Below are 22,481 nucleotides of genomic sequence, written 5' to 3'. Positions count from 1 at the left end.
ACTCCCCCCACGGGTCAGGACCGACACACATTTAGCTCAGCAGTTCCCGCACGCCGGTCAGCAGCCGGTCCACGTGCTCCAGTTGCGATCCCAGCCCGAACGAGGCCCGCACCGCGGTCGGCGCCGAGCAGGACGCGCCCTTCAGCAGTCCGCGCGTCAGCGGGTGGGAGCAGAACAGCCCGTCCCGCACGCCGATCCCGTAGTGCTTCGCCAGGAACGCGGACACGTCAGAGGAGTCGTGCCCCTCGACGGCGAACGTCACGATGCCCACTCGGTCGTGCGCGGTACCGAAGATCGAGAGCTGACGCACGCCGGGAATCGTGGAAAGCCCGGCCCGCAGCCGATCCACCAGCTCGTGCTCGTGCGCGGCCATCATGGTCCAGTCGGCCTCGTCCAGTTCCTCGCACACCGCCGCCAGCGCCACCGCGCCCATCACGTTCGGGCTTCCCGCCTCGTGCCTCGCGGGCGACGGGTGCCACGCCACGTCGTCGACCAGATCGCCGACAAGCCGACTCGCGCCCCCACCGGCCAGGTAGGGCGTCGCCGCGTCCATCCAGTCCGCGCGGCCCGCCAGGATGCCCGTGCCGAACGGCGCGTAGAGCTTGTGGCCCGACAGGGCCAGGTAGTCGACGTCAAGCTCAGCCATGTCGACCCGCCGATGCGGCGCCAGCTGCGCCGCGTCCAGGGCGATGCGGGCGCCATACCGGTGCGCGACAACGGCGAGTTCCGCGATCGGCCAGATCTCCCCGGTCACGTTCGACGCGCCGGTCACGGCGACCAGTGCCGGACCGGCCAGCTCCGCAAGCGCTTGCTCCAGCGACGCCACCGCCTCGGCCGGGGTCGCGGGCACCGGCAGCCGGAGCGCGTCGCGCCACGGCAGCAGGTTCGCGTGGTGCTCCCCCGCGAACGTCACCACCCGCGTGCCGGACGGGACCAGATGGGCGAGCAGGTTCAGCGAGTCGGTCGTCCCCCGGGTGAACACGACCAGGTCCTCCGGCCGCGCCCCCACGAACCACCCGATCGTCTGCCGAGCCGCCTCGAAAGCCCGCGTACATCGCTGCGACAGCGCCCCAGCCCCGCGATGCACGCTCGCGTAGTACGGCAGCAGCTCGTTGACGGCCTCGTGCGCCACCACAGCGCACGGCGCGGACGCGGCGTAGTCCAGGTTCGCGTAGGTGAGCGGCCCGCGCGGGGTGTCGACGACGACGTCACCGCCGAGCACGACGGGCCCGGGGGCGTTCGAAGCCTCATCCCGCGGCACGCGCCTGGTGAGCATGGCCTCAGTCGACATGGTGGTGTCCTTTCGACGGTCGGACGGCCGGGTCGTGTCCGGCGACGCCACAACTTGGCAGGGCGGGGCGGGAGCAGTACACAGCCATCGGTGTGATCTCCGCCCGACACCATGATTCACATTTCCCGGTCGGCGGCGCGTCCTTCAGATTGGGACACGTGCGAGGCGCTCGGGAATGTTGCCTAGGATGGTGCGAATGACGAGGTCGTTGGCCTGGGACGAATCCACCATTGTCGCGGTGGACCAATGCGCATTGCCGCATAACTATCGAGAACTGCGGTTGCGCACAGTCGACGAGGTCATCGACGCCATCAAGCGCCTCGCCATCCGCGGCGCCCCCGCCATCGGCGTCGCGGGCGCGTTGGCCGTGGCGCTCTCGGCCGAGCAGCACACCTCCGACGGCGTCTGCGACGAGACCGCCGTGCGCGCCGACGCCCGCCGGATCGCCGAGGCCCGGCCGACCGCGGTCAACCTGAGCTGGGCCGTCGACCGCGTCCTCCAACACCTTCCCCAGGGCGCCGCGGCGGTGCTGGCCGAGGCCCAGCGCATCCTCAGCGAGGACGAGGAGCGCAACCGCGCCGCCGCCGACCACGCCGCCGAGCTGGTCCTGCGCCTCTGCGGTGACCGTCCGCTGCGCCTGCTCACCCACTGCAACACCGGCAGGCTCGCCACGGTCGCCTGGGGCACCGCGCTAGGCACGATCCGCGCGCTGCACGAGCGCGGCCGGGTCGAGGAGGTCCTGTTCGGCGAGACCCGCCCGCTGCTGCAGGGCGCCCGCCTGACCGCGTGGGAACTGGCCGAGATCGGCGTCGACCACCGGATGCTGGTCGACTCCGCCGGTCCGGCCGCCCTGGCCGCCGGGATGGTCGACGCGGTGCTGGTCGGCGCCGACCGGGTGTGTGCGAACGGCGACGTGGCCAACAAGATCGGCACCTACTCACTGGCGCTGGCCGCCAAGGCCGCCGGGGTGCCGTTCATCGTGGTCGCCCCCGTCTCGACGCTCGACCCGGCGCTGCTCAGCGGCGCCGACATCGTCATCGAGCAGCGCGCCGCCACCGAGGTCACCACCCTGGGCGACACCCTCGTCGCCCCGCGCGGCACGCCCGCCTACAACCCGGCGTTCGACGTCACCCCGGCCCACCTGGTGACCGCCGTGGTCACCGAGGACGGCATCCACCAGCCGTCCGGCCACAACCTGGCCGAGACAGCGGGCCAGCTCTACGCCCGGGGCTGGATGGAGGGCACCGCGGGCAACGTCTCGGTCCGGGTCGACGCCGACACCGCGCTGATCACCGCCAGCGGGGTCAGCAAAGGTGCCATGACCAGCCAGGACGTGGTCCGGGTGCGGATCACCGACAGCACCCCGGTCGGCCCTGGCCGCCCGTCGGCGGAGACGTCGATCCACAACGCCATCTACGCCACGTTCCCCGACGCGGGCGCCGTGGTCCACGCGCACCCGCCCTACGCGACCGCCGTCGCCGCCCTCGCCGCCCGCGACGGCACCGACGTCGTGGAGTTCGCGGGCCTGGAGATCATCAAGGGCCTCGGCCTGGCCGACGCGGTGTCGGTGCCGGTGTTCGAGAACCACGCCGACGTGCCCAGGATCGCCGCGGATGTGGCGGCCCGGCTCACCGCCGACGCTCCCCCGGTCCTGCTCATCGGCTCGCACGGCGCCACGACGTGGGGCCCGACACTGGAGTCGGCGCGGAACCGGATGGAGTCGCTCGAAACGCTTTGCAGGCTGCGCCTGCTGATCGACCGCTGAGAAGGAGTAGACGATGACGCTGCTGCAGGTCATGCCGGAGGACGACAGCTCCACCGTGCTGCTGCGCACCCGCGACCTCACCGAGATCGCCGCCCAGCTGGCCCCCTTCAACATCACGCTGGAGCAGTGGGCCACCGTGCCGCTGCCGGACGGCGCGGGCCAGGACGAGGTGCTCGCCGCCTACAAGGACGAGGTGGCCCGCGTATCCGCCGAGGGCCCGTACCCGCTGGTCGACGTCGTCCGGCTGGTCCCGGACGACTCGGACCCGACGTGGCCCGCGAAGGCCGAGGGCGCCCGCCAGAAGTTCCTCGCCGAGCACACCCACGACGAGGACGAGGTCCGCTTCTTCGTCGAGGGCACCGGCTGCTTCTACCTCCACCTGGGCGACAAGGTCTACGCGGTCGTCTGCGAGGCGGGCGACCTGATGTCGGTGCCCGCCGGGACGACGCACTGGTTCGACATGGGCTCCCGGCCGCACTTCTGCGCCATCCGCTTCTTCCAGGAGGAGGACGGCTGGATCGCGGGCTTCACCGGCGCGGAGATCTCGTCCACCATGCCGACCCTCGACGAACTGCTGGCCCCCGCCTCGTGATCCGTCATGTAGTGCTCGACATCGAGGGCACGGTCAGTCCCCTGTCGGCGGTCCACGACGTGCTGTTCCCCTATGCGCGGGACCGGATCACGCCGTGGATCCTCGCGGGCAGGCCGGGGACAGCGTCGGTGGCCAGCGGCGTCCGCGAAATCGTCGGCAGGCGGTTGAGCGCGGCCGAGGTCGCGGCGGTGCTGGTGTCGTGGCACGACCTGAATCTGAAGCACAGTCCGTTGAAGACGCTGCACGGGCTGATCTGGGAAGAGGGCTTCGCGGCAGGCGAGCTGACGGGCGTGATCTATCCGGACGTGCCCCCTGCGTTGGAGGCTTGGCGGGCGGCCGGGGTCGGCCGGTGGATCTATTCGTCGGGATCGGTGCTGGCGCAACGACTTTGGTTCTCGCGGACGGATCACGGGGACCTGTTGGGCTTGCTGGACGGCCATTTCGACACGGTGACCGGCGGCCCTAAGAAGGAATCGGCTTCGTACCAGCGGATCGCAGCCGCGATCGGCGTGCCTGCCTGCGAGATCCTGTTCCTGTCGGATGTCGCGGCGGAGCTGGACGCGGCGCGCGCGGCGGGGTGGCAGACGGTTGGGGTGAGCAGGGCGGAGGATGACAACCCGGATGTGGGGAGTCATCGGGCGGTCAAGGATTTCGGGGACGTCTGAGGAACGCCTAGAGCAAAGGTGAGGACGTCACGTCCGGCCCGTGCGCCGCACACTTATGGGGCGGCGGTAAACGGGACCTCGGTCGGCTCGACCGGCCAACACCCGATCACGGCCGGCACCGCGCGCACGGTGCCGGTCGTGACAACCGCCCGTCAGAATGGCGCGGGGTCGAGAGACTTTTCTCCTTGTCTGGGCGCGGGAATCTCGTAGTCGACGAGTGGGTCTTGCCCGACGTCGTGGGTTCGCCCACCCGGTGTCGTCCACACGAACAGGCCGGGGCGGGTCTGGCGCAATCGCCACCCCGGTTGGTCTTTCAGCTTGTGGTGCAGCGGACACAGGCAGCCGAGATTGTCCGCGCTGGTCGAGCCGCCCCGACTGTGCGGGACGGTGTGGTCGAGTTCGCAGGCGGCGGCCTGCCGGTGACAGCCCGGGAACCGGCACACCTGGTCGCGCAAACGGATGTGGCGGGCGAGATCGGCGCCGGGGTGCCTGCGGGCGCTGACTTCCAGCACCTTCCCCGCGGGATCGGTGACCACCCGCCGCCACGCCGTGCCCTCGGCGGCCACCAGTTCGGCGACCGCGGCCGAGCTGATGCTGCCGTACCCGGCCAGCGTCCCCGGCACGTCGGCCCCGAGCAGAACGGTGTAGGGCACCGCGACCTGCAACTCGACGCTGACACCCCGGCCACCACCGTTGACGACCATGTCGTAGAGCGCGTCGGCCCGCAGAGCGTCCAGCGGCTCGCTCGCGCCCTCCGCGCGCATCGCCCGCGCCACCTTGTCCACCATCAGGTAGACCGCCCGCAACCGCTCGCCCGTGTCATACACGTCGAAACAGGCCATCCCATCCTCGGCGGCGTAGAGACCCACCCGACGCTCCCTGCGCCGCTGCTCCCGACGCCGCCGGGCACCCTCGGGATCGACCCGGTCCTTCTTCGCCCGCAGGGCCTGCCGCCACCCCTCGATCGTCTTGCCCTCGGCGCGAGCCAGGATCCACGCCTCCAACTCACCGGCGTGCTCGTCGGACAAGGTCTCGGTGATCTCAGCCAACGCGTGCGCCCGGGCCAGGTCGATCCGCGCCGCCGCCAACGCGTCCACAGTGGACGGAAACAGCGCGACAAGCCGAGCCGCCCGAGCCACCTGGCACGCCGCGTGCCCCGGCGTCCACCGCAACTCGACCCCGACCTCCGCCCCCGCGAACCGATGCCCACCCCCGTCGCGATCCGGCCGCAACTCAGCCATCCGCGCCAACGCCCGAACCTTCACCGCGTCGCGGACCGCCTGCTCGCGCTCCAACTCGCGCAGCAGGTCCAGCACCTCCACGTCGCTCATCCCGGCGACCACATCGACATCGAACACAAGTTCAACAATACCGGCGAAAACAGCCCATTTCCGCAGGTAGAAGAAGACCACCCGATCGTGCGCCGAGGCCAACAACCTATCGGGTGACGGAACAAGAAAGGCCGGAGAGCAACCTCGACACAGTTGCCCTCCGGACCATTGCTAAAGCTGCTCTTTCGCCACCCGCCATGAGTCATCCCAGTGGCCTTCGGCCCGGTCGTATTCATCTGCCAGCTTGGCGATGAAAGCCCGGGAATCTCGCTCGTTGAAGGCGACCGTGACCACCTGCCGCAGGAGTGCTCGATACCCCTCGATGTAGGCGCGGTCTTCGGCGAGGGTGCCGCCCAGCGCGTGTTCGAGATAGATGATCGGCGAGAACTGCTCGTAGTCGAGGAACATGAACGGTGCGCCGAACAAGGCATGATGCCGCGCGGCAGCGGGGATGACTCGAAGGCTGATGTTCTCACGGTCGGCGAAGAAGAGCATGGCGAGCAGTTGCTCGGCCATGACCTTGTAGTTGCCCACCTCCAGCCGCAACGCGCGCTCGTTGATGAAGTAGGTGAACCTTCCCGGGTTGTTTCGGAAGAGGATCTTCTGCCGGTTGAGCCGGGCTGTCACTCGCTCCTGGCGCTTGTCCTCCGGGAAGTCCGACCGGCGGAACAGCGCCTGGATATACGGCTCAGTCTGCAGGAGGCCCGGGATCACCTCGGGCTGATAGTTCACGACTCGATCAGCTTTGGCCTCGTGGTGGATGAGGGATCGGAGCGAGTCGGACATCAGGTGGCCGCTCTTGCACAGCCGGTATCCACGGTCGTCGACGGTCTCCCGCCAGAAGGCGACCGCCTCGTTGACCTCCTGATACGTGGCCCCACAGGCGACCAGGAAGTGGACGACCTCGGTCTCGGTGATCGTCCTTCGCTCACCTTTCTCAAGCCTGTGGATGAGGGTGATGGATCGCCCGAAGCGTCCTGACAGGTCCTCCATCGTCAGTCCGGCCATCTCGCGGTGGTAGCGCAGCAGGTCGCCAAGTTCGCGCCCGCCCGCCCGACTCTTTGCGTGCATTCCCCAAACGGTAAGGAATCCGCGTCCCCACGCGCGACCAGGAACCAGCCTTTCACCTGATCGCGCGAGGGCTTTCCGTCACCCGAAAATCACACCGCCCGAAGCCGTGGCGCGCGCACCGCCGCCAAGGATTCCCTCCGTGCCAGGGTGACCGCGATAGGCGGATCGGTCGGGTCCATTTCCCGCAGCGAGATCCGCAGGTCCATCGACCGGCCCTCCCCCACCACAACCGGCGTCCGCGGCGTGTCCAACAGGATCGGCCCATTGACCGCCCGCGCCATGGCCAGCGGATACCAAGTTCCCGACGGCACCGACGGGATCGTGAACTGGCCGGTCCCATCAGCGGAAAGATGCTGGAAAGCGACCGGCGCGCTCTGCGGAATCGGATCCGCGAACAGCCCGACCAACACTTCCCCGCGCATGCCTTCCGGGAACCGCACCCGGCCGTGCACCGCGTCCGCACCCGACGTCAGACCGACCGGCGAACCCACGCCGCTCAGATCCTCCAGCGACGGCATGAAGAAGAACTCCGGCGCCAGCGCCAGTAACAACTTCGACACCTCCGGCGACCGGTACTGCGTCGGCGTCAACCCAACCGCCTTCGTGAACCGGCTCGTGAACGTCCCGACACTGCTGTACCCGACGCCGCAGACGATGTCCGACACCGTCAACGACGTGGTCAGCAGCAGGCGCTTGGCCTCGAACAACCGCACCGCCGTCAGGTACCGGCCGGGCGTCACCCCGGTCTCCTTCGCGAACACGCGCGAGAAGTGGAAGGGGCTGATGAACACCTCGGAGGCCAGCTCGGTCAACGCGATCGGCTCGGCGTAGCGGGCTCGGATCGCCGAGATGGCCTTCCGCACAACGGGTTTCATGGCACCCTCCTGTCCTTGTCCGCGGTCCGCGGTCACTCCCCGAAATCCGTGTGATCACACAATGCGACCTCCGGTTCGAACGAAAGACGAAGCAAGGTCTAACGCCACGTCTGGCGCATGAAACGCGCACATTCGCGCACCCACCGACTCATCCAGACAGTCGTGTTCGGATCACTGCCGCCCGACCGGCCCGCCGGCTAATCTCAGAGAACCAGCGTTGGGTTTCGCGGAACGGGGCCGGCGCGGCTGAGGGGAGGTCGACCACTGTGACACGCGCACGCGGCGACCAACCCGCTGTCCGCTTCACCTTGTTGGGTCCGCTGGAAGTCCGGATGAACGACGTCGACTACGCGCCGACCGGCCCGAAGGTGCTGCAGCTGCTCGCGCTGCTGCTCATGCGCGCGGGCCAGGTCGTCGACGCCGACACGATCATCCGCGAACTCTGGTCGCAGGACCCGCCGCGCAGCGTCCGCAAGACCATGCAGACCTACGTCTACCACCTGCGCCAATGCATCGAGCGCAACGGCCTCGCGGGCGGCGAGGTCGTGGTCACCAAGCCACCCGGCTATGTGTTCAAAGTGGACCGTGAGCAGATCGACGTGTTCACGTTCCAGCGCCTCTGCAAACTCGGCCGCGACCTGCTCGCCACCGATCCCGCTGCAGCTGCCGACACCCTCCGCGCGGCTCTCGCGCTCTGGGCGGGCCCGCCGATGGCCAACGTGCCGTGCGGCCCGGTCCTGTCGGCGTACGCGGTCGATCTGGAGGAGCAGCGCAACGCGGCCCGCTACTTGCGCATCCAGGCCGAGATCGAGGCCGGGCAGCACCGCGCCCTGATCCCCGAGCTGCGGTCCCTGGTCGCGGAGAACCCGCACGACGAGGGACTACACGGCCAGCTGATGCGCGCTTTGGGACTGAGCGGGCGACGGTTGGAAGCGTTGGAGATGTATCGGGACCTGCGGACCAAACTGAATGAGGAACTCGGCCTCGAACCCTGCGCTGATCTGCAGAAACTGCAACAGGAGCTGCTGTCGGTGGGCACGTCCACGACCTGACCCGGATTTCTCCTGAGCTGACACAGCGACACCCACAACCACACGAAGAAGCGACCGGCAGGCCGGTCCTGAGCTGACACCGTCCGCCGCTGCGAGGGAAGGCGCGGCGGGCGGTGTCCCCCCAATCCCGCCGTCGCTCCCTCCCCGGGTCTACGATGCTCTCGCTGTTCGACGCTCCACGAGCAAGGGGTCATCGTGATCAGGGTGCTGCTCGCCGAGGACATGCACCTGGTCCGGGGTGCGCTCGTCGCGTTGCTGAACCTCGAACCGGATATCGAGGTGGTGGCCGAGGTCGCCGAGGGCGACAAGATCGTGCCCGCGGCCCACCAGTGCGCGCCGGACGTCGCCATCATCGACATCGACTTGCCAGGGAAAGACGGCCTCACCGCGGCCGTCGAACTGCACTCCGAGCTGCCCAACTGCCGCACGCTGATCCTCACCAGCCTGGGCAGACCAGCGACTGTCCGCAGGGCACTGGCGGCCAAGGTCAACGGCTTCATGCTGAAAGACGCCCCCGCCGACAAGCTCGCCAACGCTGTGCGGCGGATCGCCGCTGGTGAGCGCGTTGTGGACAGTCAACTGGCACTGGCCGCGTGGGACATGCCCGACTGCCCGCTGACCGACCGCGAGACAGAGATCCTCCGGCACGCGGCGGACGGTTTGGACGCCCACCAGATCGCGGGAAAGCTGTTCCTCTCGCCGGGGACGGTACGCAACTACCTCGCCTCGATCGTCACCAAGCTGAACGCCCGCAACCGGGTGGACGCCATCCGCATCGCCCGCGAAGCCGGTTGGTTGAACTGACCTGACCTGACCTGACCTGACCTGACCTGACCTGAACTAGAGACTCACCACCACACAGCACGCCCGCAACCGGGTGGACGCCATCCGCATCGCCCGCGAAGCCGGTTGGTTGAATTAAGCGGGCCGAACCGTCACGGGAACCCCCGAGAACACCGCGTTCCCCGACGTCCGGTCGACAATCAGCTCATTCGTCAGCGCGTTCGCGTTGACCCCGGCGTGCGCGAGAGCCACCGGAGTCGACTTCTCCGTGTGCCCCCAGCCATGCGGCAGGCTCACCACCCCGGCCATGATCGTCTCCGTCGCCTCCACCGGCACCACCAGTTCCCCGGCCGCCGACTTGATCACCGCCCGCTCCCCCAACCCCAGCCGCTCGATGTCGGCCGGGTTCACCTGGAGCGTGCACTGGTTGCTGCCGCCGACCAGCGTCGCCACGTTGTGCAGCCAACTGTTGTTCGACCGCAGCTGCCGCCGCCCGATCAGCAGCAGCTCGGCGGGTTCGGCACCGAGCCGGTCCTTCAACCGCCCGACCTCGTCCACCAGCGGCGCGGGAGTCAGCTCGACCTTGCCGGAAGCCGTCATCAGCAGCTCGTTGAACCGGGGCTTCAGCTCGCCCAGGTCGATGCCGCTCGGGTGCTTCTTCAGCTCGTCCAACGTCAACCCGTACGGGCCGAGGCGCAGCAGCGCGTCCAGGAACAGCTCAGGCCCGCTGTCACCGGTCAGTTCAGCGCGGACCTCGACCGGATCGCGGCCCGCGATTTTGGTGATCGGGATCTGCGTCATGGCCTCCAGGAGCCCGCCGACGATCACCTCGTCGAAGCCCGCCGCCTCCCCGTCCGGTCCCATGCCCGCGACGATCATCGTCAGCTTGGCCAGGATCTCGGCCTCGGTGCGCTGGTCGGCGCCCAACGGCCGCACGGCGGGCGAGAAGCGGGCGTAGTTCCGCACGGCGACGGTGAGTTCGAGGAAGTCGTAGTGCGGCACCTGCAGAATCCCCGGCGGCGGCAGGATGACGTTGGCGTGCTTGGTGGTCTCGTTGAGGTACGGGTCGACGCACACCATGAAGTCGAGGTCGGCGAAGGCGCGGTCCAGCCGGGGCCCGTTGGGCGCGGACAGCACCAGGTTCCCGGCGATCAGGATCATCGCGCGGACCTGGCCCTCGCCCGGGGTCTCGATCTCGTCGGCGAGTGTCGCGACGGGGACCTCGCCCAGGATCTCCGGCAGCCCGCGGACGCGGCTGTGCCAGTTGCCCATCGTGAACTGCTGGCCGGTCCGGAAGACCTCGAACGCGGCGGTCCGGGTGAACATCACGCCGCCCGGCTTGTCGAAATTCCCGGTCAGGATGTTGACCGTGTCGATCAGCCACTGCGCGACGGTGCCGAACTCGACCGTGCTGGTGCCGATCCGGCCGTACACGGCCGCACTGGGCGCCGCGGCGAGTTCCCGGGCGATCCTTGCCGTCACGTCGGCCGGGACACCCGTCACGGCCTCCACAGCGGCCGGGCTGAAGTCGGCTGCGAGCGCGCGCAGTTCGTCGAGGCCGGCGACTGGGACGTCGACCGTGGTCAGGTTCTCGGACAGCAGCGTGTGGACGATGGCGAGCAGGAAGTACGGGTCGGTGCCCGGGCGGATCGGCAGGTGTTCGTCGGCGACCCCGGCCGTGCGGGTCCGCCGCGGATCAACCACGACGAGCTTGCCGCCGCGAGCCTTCAACGCCTTCAGCCTGCCACCGAAGTCCGGCGCGACGCAGAGGGAACCGTTGGAGACCAACGGATTCGCGCCCAGGACCAGCAGATACTGCGTCCGGTCGACGTCCGGCACCGGGAACGCCATCGCGTCGCCGAACATGAGGCCCGTCGACACATGCTTGGGCATCTGGTCGATGGTGGCCGCCGAGTACACGTTCTTGCTGCCCAAGGACTGTGACAGCGGTTGGCGGTACATGAACCCGGCCATCGTGTGGTAGGTCGGGTTGCCGAAGTAGACACCCACCGCGTCGCGGCCATGCGCGTCCATCACGCCGCGAAGACCAGCGTCGACCGCCCGGAACGCCTCTTCCCAACTCGCTTCCCGCCACTGCTCGCCGTCGCGGATCATCGGCACCCGCAGCCGGTCCGGGTCGGCGTCGATGTTGGCCAGGCTCGCGCCCTTCGGGCACAGGTAGCCCTTGGACAGCGGGTCGTCCTTGTCGCCCTTGACCGACGTGACCTGGCCGCCGTCGTCGACGGTGAGTTTCAGGCCGCAGATGGCGTCGCAGATGGGGCAGGTCCGGTGCGCGGTTCTCATCGGCACTCCTGGCACTGGCAGGTGGTGGGCCCACCCATCATGTCCCGCCCGGAACCGCCGGAAATCTTCCGAAATGCGGACTGTCCGACCCGCGAGCAGCGGGCCGGACAGTCCACATGAGACTCACGAGGCGAGCCACTCCTCGCGCTGCGGCGGGGTGCGGCCCATGAACGCGGTGAGCTGGCGCACCGAGTGGGACAGAACCTGCAGGTCCTCCTTGACCAGCGCCTGCGGCCCGTCGCACAGCGCGGCCTCCGGCTGCGGGTGCACGTCGATGATCAGCCCGTCAGCGCCCGCCACGATGGCGGCGCGGCTCAGCGGAAGCACCAGGTCGCGCCGGCCGCCGGAGTGCGACGGGTCGACGATCACCGGCAGGTGGGACAAGCGTTGCGCGACCGGGACCGCGGAGATGTCGAGGGTGTTGCGGGTCGCGGTCTCGAACGTGCGGATCCCGCGCTCGCACAGCACGATGTCGAGATTGCCGCGCTGGGCGATGTACTCCGCGGCCATCAGCCACTCCTCAATGGTGGCGTTCATGCCACGCTTGAGGAGCACCGGCTTGCCGCACTCGCCGACGGCCTGCAGCAGCGGGAAGTTCTGCATGTTGCGGGTGCCGACCTGGAGCATGTCGGCGTACTCGGCGACCACGTCGACGTCCTTGGGCCCGACGACCTCGGTCACGATCGGCATGCCGGTGGCGCGCTTGACGTCGGCGAGGATGCGCAGCCCGTGGATGCCGAGGCCCTGGAAGGCGTACGGCGAGGTGCGCGGCTTGAACGCCCCGCCCCGCAGGATCGTCGCCCCCGCCGCCTGCGCCATCCGCGCCGCGAGCAGGGTCTGCTCCGGGGTCTCGACCGCGCACGGCCCGGCGATCATGGTGACGGTGTGCGGCCCGATCTGCACCCCGCCGACGTGCACGACAGAACGCGCCGGGTGGTGCTCCCGGCTGACCAGCTTGTAGCCCGCGGTGATCCGGCGAACGCTGCTGACCCCGCGCAGCCGGTCGAGGTCCATCTCGGCGAACCGGTCGACGTCGCCGACCAGCCCGATGATCGTCCGGCGCACGCCCCGGCTGACGAACGCCTGACCGTCGGCCGATTCCACCTGGCTGACAACCGCCGCGACATCCGCCTCGGTCGCGTCGGCCGTCATCACAATAACCATTAGCGTGGTTCCTCTCGTCCTACCGTCACGCGGACAGGCCAGGCCCGCCCCGCCGCTGGAATTGACGCGCGCCGTCCGCCAGGTCTGGCCGCAACCGGCCCGCGCCCCGCAGATAGACGTGTTCCACGTCGCTCCGCGAGAGGTCGGTGTTGATGTGGGCGAGCACCCGAACGACCCGCCGCAGTGCGTTCGGCACCGCGATCTCGGTGGCGCACATGAGAGGGACATCGACCAGCCCGAGTTCCCGCGCGGCCGCGGCGGGGAAGCCGCTGGCCAGGTCGGGAGTCATGGTGAAGAAGACACTGATGATGTCCTCCGCGGCGACGTTGTTGCGGATGAGGATCTCTTCCAGGAGCGTCCGGGTGTCGGCGATGATGAGGTCACGCTCGTCCCGGTCGACCTGGATAGCACCCCGCACCGCCCGCACCGCAGTCATCGAGTCACCACCCGTTGTTGGGGGAACCCAGCGTCTCACCGCCCTTTCCGGAGCGTCTTCTCCATCGGTGCTTACAAAGCGAACCGGACACACCGCAACAACGCCGCAATCCTGCTAGCCGGAGCCCACAGGCAGAGTTAGTCGGCGGTGCGGGGCAGGTCGGCGAAGAGGTCGACCTGGGGGAGGTCGTGGCCGAGGCGGTCGCGTTTGGCCGTGAGGTAGCCGATGTTCTGGTCTGTCGCCCGCATCAGCAGCGGGACGCGGTCGGCCACCGGGATGCCGTGCGACTCCAGCGCGTCGATCTTGTCCGGGTTGTTCGACATCAGGCGCACCGAGCGCACCCGCAGGTGCCGCAGCACGACCGCGGCCGGGCTGTAGTCGCGCACGTCGACCGGCAGGCCCAGCGCGGTGGCCGAGTCGAGGGTGTCGAGGCCCTGTTCGTCCTGCAGCACGTGGGTGCGGACCTTCGCGACCAGGCCGATCCCCCGGCCCTCGTGGCCGCGCAGGTAGATCAGCACTCCGCTGCCCTCGGCCACGATGGCGTCGAGTGCCGAGTTGAGCTGCTCACCGCATTCGCAGCGCATGGCACCGAAGATGTCACCGGTCATGCACTCCGAGTGAACCCGCACGAGCACCCGCTCGCGGAGGTGGATCTTGCCGAAGACGAGCGCCATGTGCTCGTGCCCGCCGAGCCGGAACGCCACCGCGCGGAACTTGCCGCGTCGGGTGACCAGGTCCGACTCCGCGACATCAGCCAGGTCGATCGCTTGTTCGTACATCCGGTCCTCTCGCCCCGGGCCGATCCGATCGTCCGTCTACGATCGTCCGGCCTCGTACCGTAACCCGCTCACACCGTGGAGGACACCCTGTTCAGCATCACTGTCCGTGATCACGTGATGATCGCCCACAGCTTCCGCGGCGAGGTCTTCGGACCTGCGCAGCGGTTGCATGGTGCAACGTATGTGGTGGACGCCCGGTTCACTCGGACCGAATTGGACGCCGACAACATCGTGGTCGACATCGGTCTGGCGACCACCCGCCTCGGCGAGGTCCTCAGCGGATTGAACTACCGCAACCTCGACGACCTACCCGAATTCGCCGGGATCAACACGTCGACGGAGTTCCTCGCCAAGCACATCGCCGACCAGCTCGCCGACCGCGTCCACCAGGGCGAACTCGGCGAAGGCGCGAAGGGGCTGGCGGGAATCGAGGTCACGCTGCAGGAGTCGCACGTCGCGTGGGCGGCCTACTCTCGGGCCCTGTGATCCACGCACTGCTGCCGGGCAACGTCGACGACCCGGCGTCGCCCAGCGGCGGCAACACCTACGACCGCCGCGTCTGCGACGGCCTCGACTCGGTGCGCGAGATCACGATCTCCGGCACCTGGCCGCGCCCGGACGCTGACGCGCGGGCGGAGCTCGCCCGAGCGCTGGCAGGCTGCCCGGACGACGCGGTCGTGCTGATCGACGGGCTGGTCGCCTGCGGGGTGCCGGACATCGTCGTGCCGGAAGCGCGGCGCCTCCGCCTGGCGGTGCTGCTTCACCTGCCGTTGGCTGACGAGCCCGGCGCGGAGGATCTCGACGCTGGCGAAGGCGAGGTGCTGCGGGCGGCCCGGGTGGTCGTGGTGACCGGGCCGTCGATGGCGGCCCGGCTGACCGGTGTGCGCGAGGTGCGGACCGTGGTGCCGGGCACCGATCCAGCGCCGGTCGCGTCCGGCACCGATGGCGTGTCGCAGCTGCTCTGCGTCGCCTCCCTCACCCCACGCAAGGGCCACGACGTGCTGGTCGAGGCCCTGGCGACGCTCACCGACCTGCCGTGGCGGTGCGACTTCGTCGGCCCGGTGCCCGACTCGGCACACACCCGGCGCGTGGCGTCGATGGTCGAGAAGCTCCCCATCCGGATCACTGGCCCGCTCGTGGGCGCCGCGCTGGCGGAGGCGTACGACAGGGCCGACCTGTTCGTCCTGCCGTCGCGGGCGGAGACGTTCGGCATGGTGGTGACCGAGGCGCTGGCGCGCGGTATTCCGGTCATGGCCAGCAGCGCCCCAGACGCCCTCGGCGACGGCGGCCTGTCACTCACTCCAGGCGACGCGGGCGAACTCGCCGCCGCCCTTCGGGACTGGCTCACCGACAGTGCGCTCCGGGACAGACTGCGGGCGGCGGCACTGCGGCGCCGGGGCCAGTTGGACACGTGGGAACAGTCGACGCGGGAAATGGCCGACGTCCTGGCTAGCCTGCGCACATGACCGGATTCGACCCGCGCTGGCTGGCGCTCCGCGAACCCGCCGACGCCGCCGCGCGGTCCGTCGAGCTGGTCGACAAGATCGTTTTGAACCGAACCCCGGCCGTCATCCGTGACCTCGGATGTGGAACGGGATCGATGGGACGTTGGCTCGCGGGCAGGCTGGACCGCCCGCAGCAGTGGGTGCTGCACGACCGCGACCGCGCGCTGCTCGACCTGGCGGCCGAGCGGGTGGCGGGCCCGGGTGTCACCGTGCGGACCGAGGTGGGCGACGTGACCGCGCTGCGGGCCGCCGACCTCGACGGCACCTCGCTGGTGACCGCCTCGGCACTGCTCGACCTGCTGACCGCGCCGGACGTGGCCGCTATCGCGTCGGCGTGCGTGACGGCGGGCGTCCCGGCGCTGCTGACGCTGTCGGTGACCGGGGTGGTCGACCTCGACCCCGTCGATCCGTTCGACGCCGTGGTGGAGGCCGCGTTCAACGCCCACCAGCGCCGGGACGGCCTGCTCGGACCGGACGCGGTGGAGATCACCGCCGACACCTTCGCCGAATTGGGCGCGACCGTGTCCACCCGGCCAAGCCCGTGGCGGCTCGGCCCGGACGAGGCCGCGCTCGCCCACGAGTGGCTGCGCGGCTGGGTCGGCGCGGCGGTGGAGCAGGAACCCGAGCTGGCCGAGGAAGCCGCCGCCTACGTGGAGCGGAGGCTGGCGACACCGTTCCGGGCAGCTGTCGGCCACGCTGATCTGCTGGCCGAGGTGACCCGGTGAAGCGCGCCTGGCCGTGGCTGCGACTCGCCCTCGCGGCCGCTGTCCTGGTCGCCCTCGGGCTCAAACTCGGCACGCAAGCGTTCCTCGACGGCCTGCGCGCGGCCGCCGGGTGGCCGATCCTCGCCGCCCTCGCGATCGGCCTGCTCACCACCGTCACCGCCGCGGGCCGCTGGTGCGTGATCTCGCGCCGACTCGGTCTCCCCCTGACACTCGGCACCGCCGTCGCCGACTACTACCGGGCGCTGTTCCTCAACGCCGTCCTCCCCGCGGGCGTCCTCGGCGACGTGCACCGCGCGGTCAGCCACGGCAAGCACACCGGGGGCCGCGGGGTCCGCGCTGTCGTGTTCGAGCGGGTCGCGGGTCAGGTCGTGCTCATCGCCATCGGTGTCGCGGTGGTCATCGCGCAGCCCATCCCCGGCCTGAACCTGGCTCCCAGCAAGGAAACCCTCACCGTCGCCCTCGTCGCGCTCGTGGTGGCCACCGCCGCCGCCAGCCGGGTCCCGGCGCTCCGCACGACGTGGGCCGACCTGCGCAGCGCCCTGACCGCGCTGCCCACTGTCGTCACCTTGTCCGCCGCCACCATCGCCGGGCACATCAGCCTGTTCCTCGTCGCCGCCGAAGCGGCCGGGACGACCGCTCCCGCGAAGACCCTGGTCCCGGTGATCGTGCTGGCGCTGCTGGTCATGGCCGTGCCGGTCAACATCGGCGGCTTCGGACCGCGCGAGGCGTTCCTCGCCGCCGCGTTCGGGGCGACCGGGCTCGGCGCGGCCCAAGGGCTCACGACCGGGGTCGTCTACGGCGTCCTCGCGCTGGTCGCGAGCCTGCCCGGGCTACTGCTGCTCAAGCGCCGCGAGGTGTCCGGCGAACGCGTCGACCAGCCCCGCCAGCAGGTCCTCGCCTTTGCGGGCTGAGGCCAGCGACGCCCGCCCCACCACACCCGACGACGTGTATGGCGCCATCCCCAGCGTCAGCAGGTGCCTGCGGTCGTCGGCCACGTGGTCGCTCGTCTCGTAGCCGGGCCGCACCAGGTCCGGGTGGGCGTGCAGCAGGATCGACGTCTCCACCTCGCCGCCGTGCATGTCGGTGTCCATCGACGTGACGATGCCAGCGCGCGTCCGGGCCGCGAGCCAGTCGTCCACGGTCGGGAACAGCGCCATCGACCCCATCGCCTCCTGGACGACGTTGCCCAGCACATAGTTGCCGCCGTGCCCGTTCACCACGACCAGGCGCGGCACCCCGGACCGCCGCAGCGACTCGGCGATGTCCTGGACCACCGAGTACAGGGTCCGCGCCGAGATGCTGACGGTGCCCGGCCAGGCGGCGTGCTCGTGCGAGCAGGAGATCGTCACCGGCGGCAGCAGTTGGACGGGATACGCCGCGGCGATCGCGCTAGCCACCGTGCAGGCGATCACGGTGTCCGTGATCAACGGAAGGTACGGGCCGTGCTGTTCGAGGCTGCCGACCGGGAGCACCGCGACCGTCGCGCCAGCGGCTTCGGCGCTCGTGGTCAACGGCATCAGGTAGCGCTCACTCATCGACGGCAGCGTAGTCAACCCGGTGGCAAAAGGTCGGCGGCTCCAACCTGGCGCGCACATCGACAGTCCTCGTCAACGGCATCGGGTAGCGCTCACTCATCGGCGGCAGCGTAGTCAACGCGGTGGCACAAGGTCAGCAGCTCCAACCGAGACATGACCTCGGGCAGGTCGTCGAAATGGCACTCCCCCGTGATCAGCGCGTCGAACCGCGGGTCGGCGAGCAGGTCGAGCGCCAGCGCCATCCGCTCGGCGTAGCTGCGGTCCGGGCGGGCCACGGTGCCGACCTGGCTGGCCCGGATGGTGAGCCTGCGGGAGTGGAAGAACTCGCCGAGCGGCACGCTGATCCGCCGGTCGCCGTACCAGCTGAGCTCGATCAGCCTGCCCTCCGGCCGCAGCAGCTCCAGCGACCGCGCGAACCCGGCCTCCGTCGCGCTGGCGTGCACCACCAGGTCGCAGTCGGCCGTGTCGCCGAACTCGACGCCCAGCGCCGCCGCGGTCGACGCGCGCGCCGGGTCGGTGTCGACGAGGTGGACCCGCACGCCGGGGAACCGCACCAGCAGGGCGGCGACCGCGCAGCCGACCATCCCGCCGCCGACGACCGCGACCCGGTCGCCCACCAGCGGCGCCGCGTCCCACAGCGCGTTGACCGCCGTCTCCACGGTCCCCGCGAGCACCGCGCGCTTGGCGGGCACGGCGTCGGGCACCGGGGTCACGGCGGTCGCGGGCACGACGTAGCGGGTCTGATGTGGATAGAGGCAGAACACCGTCCGGCCGAGCAGGTGGGGCGGGCCGGACTCGACCACGCCGACGTTGAGATACCCGTACTTGACCGGCCACGGGAAGTCGCCGTCCTGGAACGGCGCGCGCATCAGCCCGTGCTGGCTCACGGGCACCTCGCCGCGGCTCACCAGGGTCTCGGTGCCCCGGCTCACCGCCGAGTAGAGCGTGCGGACCTCGACGTCGTCCTGGCTTGGTGAGGGCAGCTGAGCAGGGCGGATCTCACTTTCTCCGGCGGAAGTGAACCAGAACGCCCGTGCCATGCGTGTCATCCTTAACCTCCCGGAAAGGGCCACCCGCGATGACCACACTTCAGCACAGCAAGGTGCATCATCATCACAAACCGCCACGCAAAGTTCGCGACGCGCGGGCCACTGCTCAAGTGCGGCGGGGATCAACCGCGTCGGAACACGCGGTCTGGGCGGCGCTGCAGATCATGCTGCTCGGCCTGCTCGGGCGCGTCGCGGACCTGGAGCCTGCCGGGTGGATCGCGGGCCTGGCCTACGGCATGGCCACGTGGACGCTGCTCGGTGGCGCGGTGCGGCGATCCGGCACCCACGCCATCGGCCCGGCCGACCGGGTGACCCTCGCGCGGGGACTCCTCGTCGGCGGCGTCACCGCCTTGGTGGTCAGCGGGACCGGCCAGACCGCCCTGCTGGTGTCGCTCGCGGGCGTCGCGCTCGCGCTGGACTTCGTCGACGGGCAGGTCGCGCGCCGCACCGGCACCGCGTCCGCGCTGGGCGCGCGCTTCGACATGGAGGTCGACGCGTTCCTGATCCTGGTGCTGAGCGTCCACGTCGCGCTGGAGTTCGGGCCGTGGGTGCTCGCGATCGGCCTCATGCGGTACGTGTTCGTGGCGGCCTCGTGGGCCATGCCGTGGCTCACCGGGCCGCTGCTGCCAAGCTTCGCGCGCAAGGCCGTGGCGGCCGCGCAGGGCGTGCTGCTGGTGGGCGCCGCGTCGGGCCTGCCGTACGGGGACGCGCTGGCCGGGGTCGCGCTCGCCGCGCTGACGGTCTCGTTCGGCCGAGACGTTCGGTGGCTGTGGCGGACGCGGGTGGTTTTCAGGTCGGCATCGACGGAAGGATGCACCCATGTCTGATCAAGGAACCACCTCGCGTGCCCGGGAGATCGGCCTCTGGGTCGTCCAGGTCGCCCTCGCCGCCTACTTCGTCTACAGCGCGTTCATGCTGTTCGGCGACGGCCTCGTCAAGAAGTTCGACGAGATCGGCTTCGGCCAGTGGCTGCGCTACCTCACCGGGACGCTGGAGATCGCGGGCGCCATCGGCCTGCTGATCCCGATGCTGTGCGGGCTCGCCGCGCTCGGCCTGGCCCTGGTGATGGTCGGCGCCGTGGGCACCGAGCTGTTCCTGCTGGCCAACGGCGACGCGATGCTGCCCGCCATCCTGCTCGCGCTGTGCGCCGCGGTGGCGCTGCTGCGGCTGGACACGATCATGGCGCTGGTGAACCGGGTCCGGGTCCGAGCGTAAAGCGCAGGACGGCGACGTCGCCGAGCTTGGCCACGTCCGCCAGCCCGAAGCGGCGGGCGGGTCCGCCGGGGAACTCGGCGGGGTGCAGGAAGCGCGGGGCGTCGACCTGGCCGATGAGCATCGGCGCCACCGCGAGCCGGATCTCGTCGGCCAGGCCCGCGGCAAGGAAGGCGGTGTGCAGGTGGCCGCCGCCCTCCACCATCAGCCGGGTGACGCCCCGGGCGCCGAGGTCGTCGAGCAGCGCGCCCATCGCGATCTCCGGCCCCAACGCCACGACGTCGGCGGATTCGGACAGCTCGCGTGGGAGGGCGGCCGCGCCGGAAGTCGTCGTGTAGACCAGTTTCCGGCCTCCGGTGTGCCAGAAGCGCAGCCCGGGGTCGAGCAGGCCGGAGCCGGTCACGGTGACCTTCAGCGGGTACTCGGGGAGGCCGCGCGCGACCCGCGCCGCGCGTCGTTCGTCGCTGTAGACGAGCAGGCGCGGGTTGTCGCGGCGCACGGTCGCCGCCCCGATCAGGATGGCGTCGGACTCGGCGCGTGCCTGGTCGACCTGGTCCCAGTCCTCGGCGCTGGAGAACGGGAGCCGCTCGGTGCCGTTGTCGCTGAGGTAGCCGTCGACGCTGACGGCGGCGCTGAGGAGCACATACGGGCGGGCCACGGACCCAAGGTACCGAGCCGGTGAACCGGCGACCGCGCGCACGCGTGTGGAGAGGAGGAGGCGCCAGTGAATCCCAGAACACCCGACCTGCGACGTCTGGCCAAGATTGTCAGACGTCCTACAGTCACGGCCGCCGCCTGCCTGTTCGTGCTGGTCGTCCTCGCCTTCCCCGCCGAAGCCGACAGCCTGACGCCGGGGGCGTTCCTCCGGGTTCCGGTGGAGGCGCTGGCGGGGGCCGTGGTGCTCCTGCTCGCCCCTGACCGGGTCCGGCGCCCGCTGGCACTCGCCGGCGGGGCCGCGCTCGGGCTGCTGGCGGTGGTCAAGCTGTTGGACCTCGGCTTCGACACCGTGCTCGGCAGGCCGTTCGACCTGGTGCTGGACTGGCCGCTGCTCGGCCCGGCCGTCGGCTACGTCCGCACCACCGCGGGCGGCGCCGCCGCGGTCGGCGTGGTCGTGGCCGCGGTCCTGGTCGCCCTGCTGCTGGTCACCCTCACCGCGGTGTCCGTGCTGAGGGCGGGTTCGGCGGTGGCCCGGCACCGCACAGCCACGCTGCGGGTCGTCGCGGCGTTCGCCGTGCTCGCGGTCGCCTCGGGCGCATTGCCGGTCTCCGCCAACGCCGCGGGCACCGCGTACGCGCACGCTCAGGCGGTCGGCACGAGCCTGCGCGACCAGGAGCGGTTCGCCGCCGAGGCCGCGGCCGACGCCTACCGCGACACCCCCGGGCCGGGCCTGCTGACCGCGCTGCGCGGCAAGACGGTCATCGTCGCGTTCGTGGAGAGCTACGGCCGCAACGCCGTCGAGGACCCGGGCGTGGCGCGCACGCTCGACGTCGGGACACAGCGGCTGGCCGCCTCCGGTTACGCCGCCCGCAGCGGCTACCTCACCTCGCCCACGGTCGGCGGCGGCAGCTGGATGGCGCAGGCCACGCTGCTGTCCGGAGTCCGGATCGACAACCAGGCGCGGTACCGGGCGCTGGTCTCCAGCGACCGGTTGACGCTCAACCACTATTTCCAGCGCGCCGACTGGCAGACCGTCGGCGTCGCGCCCGGCATCAGCGAGGCGTGGCCGGAGGGGAACTTCTTCGGCTACGACCGGATCTACCCGGAGGCGGGCCTCGGCTACCGCGGTCCCCGCTTCGGGTTCGCCTCGATGCCCGACCAGTACACACTCTCGGCGTTCCAGCGCCTCGAAGGCGGCGCGCCGACGATGGCCACGATCGCCCTGCTGTCGAGCCACGCGCCGTGGTCGCCCATCCCCCGGCCCGTCGACTGGGACGCGGTGGGCGACGGGTCGGTGTTCGCCACCATGCCGTCCGGCGGGCAGGCCGCCGAGTCGATCTTCAAGCGGGACCCGGCCGAGGTGCGCGCCGACTACGCCCGGTCCGTCGAGTACACCGTCGACACTCTGGTGTCCTATGTGGAGAAGTACGGCGACGACGACCTCGTGCTCGTGTTCGCGGGCGACCACCAGCCCGCCCAGCTCGTGACCGGGCCGGGCGCGACCCGCGACGTGCCGGTCACCATCGTGGCCCGGGACCGCGCGGTCCTCGACCGGACCGCGCAGTGGCGGTGGGACGCGGGGCTGCGCCCAGGGCAGGCGGCGCCGGTCTGGCCGATGGAGGCGTTCCGCGACCGCTTCCTCGCCGCGTTCGGGCCGTCCATCGATGAAACTCGCCCCGGCTGACCTGTT

Annotated in this window: 24 protein-coding genes; 12 read left to right on the top strand and 12 right to left on the bottom strand. The window is 70.4% G+C overall.

Annotation, left to right across the window (positions count from 1 at the left end):
* Window positions 1-31 precede the first annotated feature (31 nt).
* Window positions 32-1,291, bottom strand: a complete 1,260-nt coding sequence (locus ACSHT8_RS30725) for an aminotransferase class V-fold PLP-dependent enzyme (protein WP_436494896.1) — start codon at window positions 1,289-1,291, stop codon at window positions 32-34.
* 196 nt (window positions 1,292-1,487) lie between these two features.
* On the opposite strand from ACSHT8_RS30725, the gene mtnA reads away from it, so the two are divergent.
* From mtnA to mtnC, 3 genes are read left to right on the top strand one after another with little or no spacing between them, the layout of a single operon-like run.
* On the top strand, window positions 1,488-3,056 hold the full coding sequence (gene mtnA / locus ACSHT8_RS30720; RefSeq protein WP_436494894.1) for an S-methyl-5-thioribose-1-phosphate isomerase: 1,569 nt from the start codon (window positions 1,488-1,490) through the stop codon (window positions 3,054-3,056).
* Between the two features lie 13 nt (window positions 3,057-3,069).
* Entirely contained in the window at window positions 3,070-3,648 is a 579-nt protein-coding gene (locus ACSHT8_RS30715) for a 1,2-dihydroxy-3-keto-5-methylthiopentene dioxygenase (RefSeq protein WP_436494892.1), read from the top strand.
* Window positions 3,649-3,659: 11 nt separating this feature from the next.
* Window positions 3,660-4,313 (top strand): acireductone synthase, encoded by a 654-nt coding sequence (gene mtnC, locus ACSHT8_RS30710; RefSeq protein ID WP_436494890.1) that lies wholly within the window; start codon window positions 3,660-3,662, stop codon window positions 4,311-4,313.
* Between the two features lie 152 nt (window positions 4,314-4,465).
* Here mtnC and ACSHT8_RS30705 read toward each other — a convergent pair whose 3' ends face one another.
* The 4 genes from ACSHT8_RS30705 to ACSHT8_RS30690 all read right to left on the bottom strand — a co-directional run bounded on the left by ACSHT8_RS30705 (window position 4,466) and on the right by ACSHT8_RS30690 (window position 7,590).
* On the bottom strand, window positions 4,466-5,671 hold the full coding sequence (locus ACSHT8_RS30705) for a DUF222 domain-containing protein (protein ID WP_436494888.1): 1,206 nt from the start codon (window positions 5,669-5,671) through the stop codon (window positions 4,466-4,468).
* The gene (locus ACSHT8_RS30700; protein ID WP_436494886.1) at window positions 5,641-5,850 is read right to left on the bottom strand and encodes a DUF397 domain-containing protein; all 210 of its coding nucleotides are present in this window, start codon (window positions 5,848-5,850) and stop codon (window positions 5,641-5,643) included. Before ACSHT8_RS30700 ends, ACSHT8_RS30705 begins: the two co-directional genes overlap by 31 nt.
* A complete protein-coding gene (locus ACSHT8_RS30695; protein WP_436494884.1) occupies window positions 5,816-6,715 on the bottom strand; it encodes a helix-turn-helix domain-containing protein in 900 nt (299 codons plus the stop codon). Before ACSHT8_RS30695 ends, ACSHT8_RS30700 begins: the two co-directional genes overlap by 35 nt.
* An 89-nt stretch (window positions 6,716-6,804) precedes the next feature.
* Window positions 6,805-7,590, bottom strand: a complete 786-nt coding sequence (locus ACSHT8_RS30690; RefSeq protein WP_436494882.1) for a helix-turn-helix domain-containing protein — start codon at window positions 7,588-7,590, stop codon at window positions 6,805-6,807.
* A gap of 266 nt (window positions 7,591-7,856) precedes the next feature.
* Between ACSHT8_RS30690 and ACSHT8_RS30685 the strand changes: the two genes are divergently transcribed.
* Window positions 7,857-8,642 carry an AfsR/SARP family transcriptional regulator gene (locus ACSHT8_RS30685; RefSeq protein WP_436494880.1) on the top strand — a complete coding sequence of 262 codons (786 nt, stop codon included), beginning with the start codon at window positions 7,857-7,859 and terminating at the stop codon, window positions 8,640-8,642.
* A 195-nt stretch (window positions 8,643-8,837) separates the two neighbouring features.
* The gene (locus tag ACSHT8_RS30680) at window positions 8,838-9,446 is read left to right on the top strand and encodes a response regulator transcription factor (protein WP_436494878.1); all 609 of its coding nucleotides are present in this window, start codon (window positions 8,838-8,840) and stop codon (window positions 9,444-9,446) included.
* A 114-nt stretch (window positions 9,447-9,560) separates the two neighbouring features.
* Here the strand turns inward: ACSHT8_RS30680 and ACSHT8_RS30675 are convergent, their stop codons facing one another.
* From ACSHT8_RS30675 to ACSHT8_RS30660, 4 genes are all read right to left on the bottom strand, one after another.
* A complete protein-coding gene (locus tag ACSHT8_RS30675; RefSeq protein ID WP_436494876.1) occupies window positions 9,561-11,729 on the bottom strand; it encodes a molybdopterin-dependent oxidoreductase in 2,169 nt (722 codons plus the stop codon).
* 123 nt (window positions 11,730-11,852) lie between these two features.
* The gene (gene aroF / locus ACSHT8_RS30670) at window positions 11,853-12,881 is read right to left on the bottom strand and encodes a 3-deoxy-7-phosphoheptulonate synthase (protein WP_436494874.1); all 1,029 of its coding nucleotides are present in this window, start codon (window positions 12,879-12,881) and stop codon (window positions 11,853-11,855) included.
* Between the two features lie 37 nt (window positions 12,882-12,918).
* The gene (gene aroH, locus ACSHT8_RS30665) at window positions 12,919-13,329 is read right to left on the bottom strand and encodes a chorismate mutase (protein ID WP_436494872.1); all 411 of its coding nucleotides are present in this window, start codon (window positions 13,327-13,329) and stop codon (window positions 12,919-12,921) included.
* A gap of 137 nt (window positions 13,330-13,466) precedes the next feature.
* Window positions 13,467-14,108, bottom strand: coding sequence for a GTP cyclohydrolase II (locus ACSHT8_RS30660; protein ID WP_436494870.1), 642 nt, complete (start codon window positions 14,106-14,108; stop codon window positions 13,467-13,469).
* A gap of 87 nt (window positions 14,109-14,195) precedes the next feature.
* On the opposite strand from ACSHT8_RS30660, the gene ACSHT8_RS30655 reads away from it, so the two are divergent.
* Genes ACSHT8_RS30655 through ACSHT8_RS30640 form a run of 4 tightly spaced genes read left to right on the top strand, consistent with a single transcriptional unit; the run spans window position 14,196 to window position 17,249 of the window.
* Entirely contained in the window at window positions 14,196-14,594 is a 399-nt protein-coding gene (locus ACSHT8_RS30655; RefSeq protein WP_436502228.1) for a 6-pyruvoyl trahydropterin synthase family protein, read from the top strand.
* A complete protein-coding gene (locus ACSHT8_RS30650) occupies window positions 14,594-15,574 on the top strand; it encodes a glycosyltransferase family 4 protein (RefSeq protein ID WP_436502227.1) in 981 nt (326 codons plus the stop codon). The genes ACSHT8_RS30655 and ACSHT8_RS30650 overlap by 1 nt, the downstream gene beginning before the upstream one ends.
* On the top strand, window positions 15,571-16,338 hold the full coding sequence (locus ACSHT8_RS30645) for a class I SAM-dependent methyltransferase (protein WP_436494868.1): 768 nt from the start codon (window positions 15,571-15,573) through the stop codon (window positions 16,336-16,338). The genes ACSHT8_RS30650 and ACSHT8_RS30645 overlap by 4 nt, the downstream gene beginning before the upstream one ends.
* A complete protein-coding gene (locus ACSHT8_RS30640; protein WP_436494866.1) occupies window positions 16,335-17,249 on the top strand; it encodes a lysylphosphatidylglycerol synthase transmembrane domain-containing protein in 915 nt (304 codons plus the stop codon). The genes ACSHT8_RS30645 and ACSHT8_RS30640 overlap by 4 nt, the downstream gene beginning before the upstream one ends.
* On the opposite strand, the gene ACSHT8_RS30635 is transcribed toward ACSHT8_RS30640, so the two are convergent.
* Together ACSHT8_RS30635 and ACSHT8_RS30630 are read right to left on the bottom strand one after the other, a co-directional pair.
* Window positions 17,169-17,873 (bottom strand): creatininase family protein, encoded by a 705-nt coding sequence (locus ACSHT8_RS30635; RefSeq protein WP_436494864.1) that lies wholly within the window; start codon window positions 17,871-17,873, stop codon window positions 17,169-17,171. The two genes, ACSHT8_RS30640 and ACSHT8_RS30635, sit on opposite strands and share 81 nt — an antisense overlap.
* A 92-nt stretch (window positions 17,874-17,965) precedes the next feature.
* A complete protein-coding gene (locus tag ACSHT8_RS30630; protein WP_436494862.1) occupies window positions 17,966-18,913 on the bottom strand; it encodes a zinc-dependent alcohol dehydrogenase in 948 nt (315 codons plus the stop codon).
* Between the two features lie 173 nt (window positions 18,914-19,086).
* Between ACSHT8_RS30630 and ACSHT8_RS30625 the strand changes: the two genes are divergently transcribed.
* Window positions 19,087-19,749, top strand: a complete 663-nt coding sequence (locus tag ACSHT8_RS30625; protein WP_436502226.1) for a CDP-alcohol phosphatidyltransferase family protein — start codon at window positions 19,087-19,089, stop codon at window positions 19,747-19,749.
* Entirely contained in the window at window positions 19,742-20,137 is a 396-nt protein-coding gene (locus tag ACSHT8_RS30620) for a DoxX family protein (RefSeq protein WP_436494860.1), read from the top strand. The genes ACSHT8_RS30625 and ACSHT8_RS30620 overlap by 8 nt, the downstream gene beginning before the upstream one ends.
* On the opposite strand, the gene ACSHT8_RS30615 is transcribed toward ACSHT8_RS30620, so the two are convergent.
* Window positions 20,100-20,792 (bottom strand): RibD family protein, encoded by a 693-nt coding sequence (locus ACSHT8_RS30615; protein ID WP_436494858.1) that lies wholly within the window; start codon window positions 20,790-20,792, stop codon window positions 20,100-20,102. The genes ACSHT8_RS30620 and ACSHT8_RS30615 overlap by 38 nt on opposite strands.
* A gap of 66 nt (window positions 20,793-20,858) precedes the next feature.
* Between ACSHT8_RS30615 and ACSHT8_RS30610 the strand changes: the two genes are divergently transcribed.
* Window positions 20,859-22,475, top strand: a complete 1,617-nt coding sequence (locus ACSHT8_RS30610) for a sulfatase (protein ID WP_436494856.1) — start codon at window positions 20,859-20,861, stop codon at window positions 22,473-22,475.
* Window positions 22,476-22,481 lie beyond the last annotated feature (6 nt).

The sequence above is a fragment of the Actinokineospora sp. HUAS TT18 genome, assembly GCF_051364635.1.
GTDB lineage: Bacteria > Actinomycetota > Actinomycetes > Mycobacteriales > Pseudonocardiaceae > Actinokineospora.
Note: the sequence above shows the minus strand (reverse complement) of the source record. Positions and strands in the feature narration are given on the sequence as shown.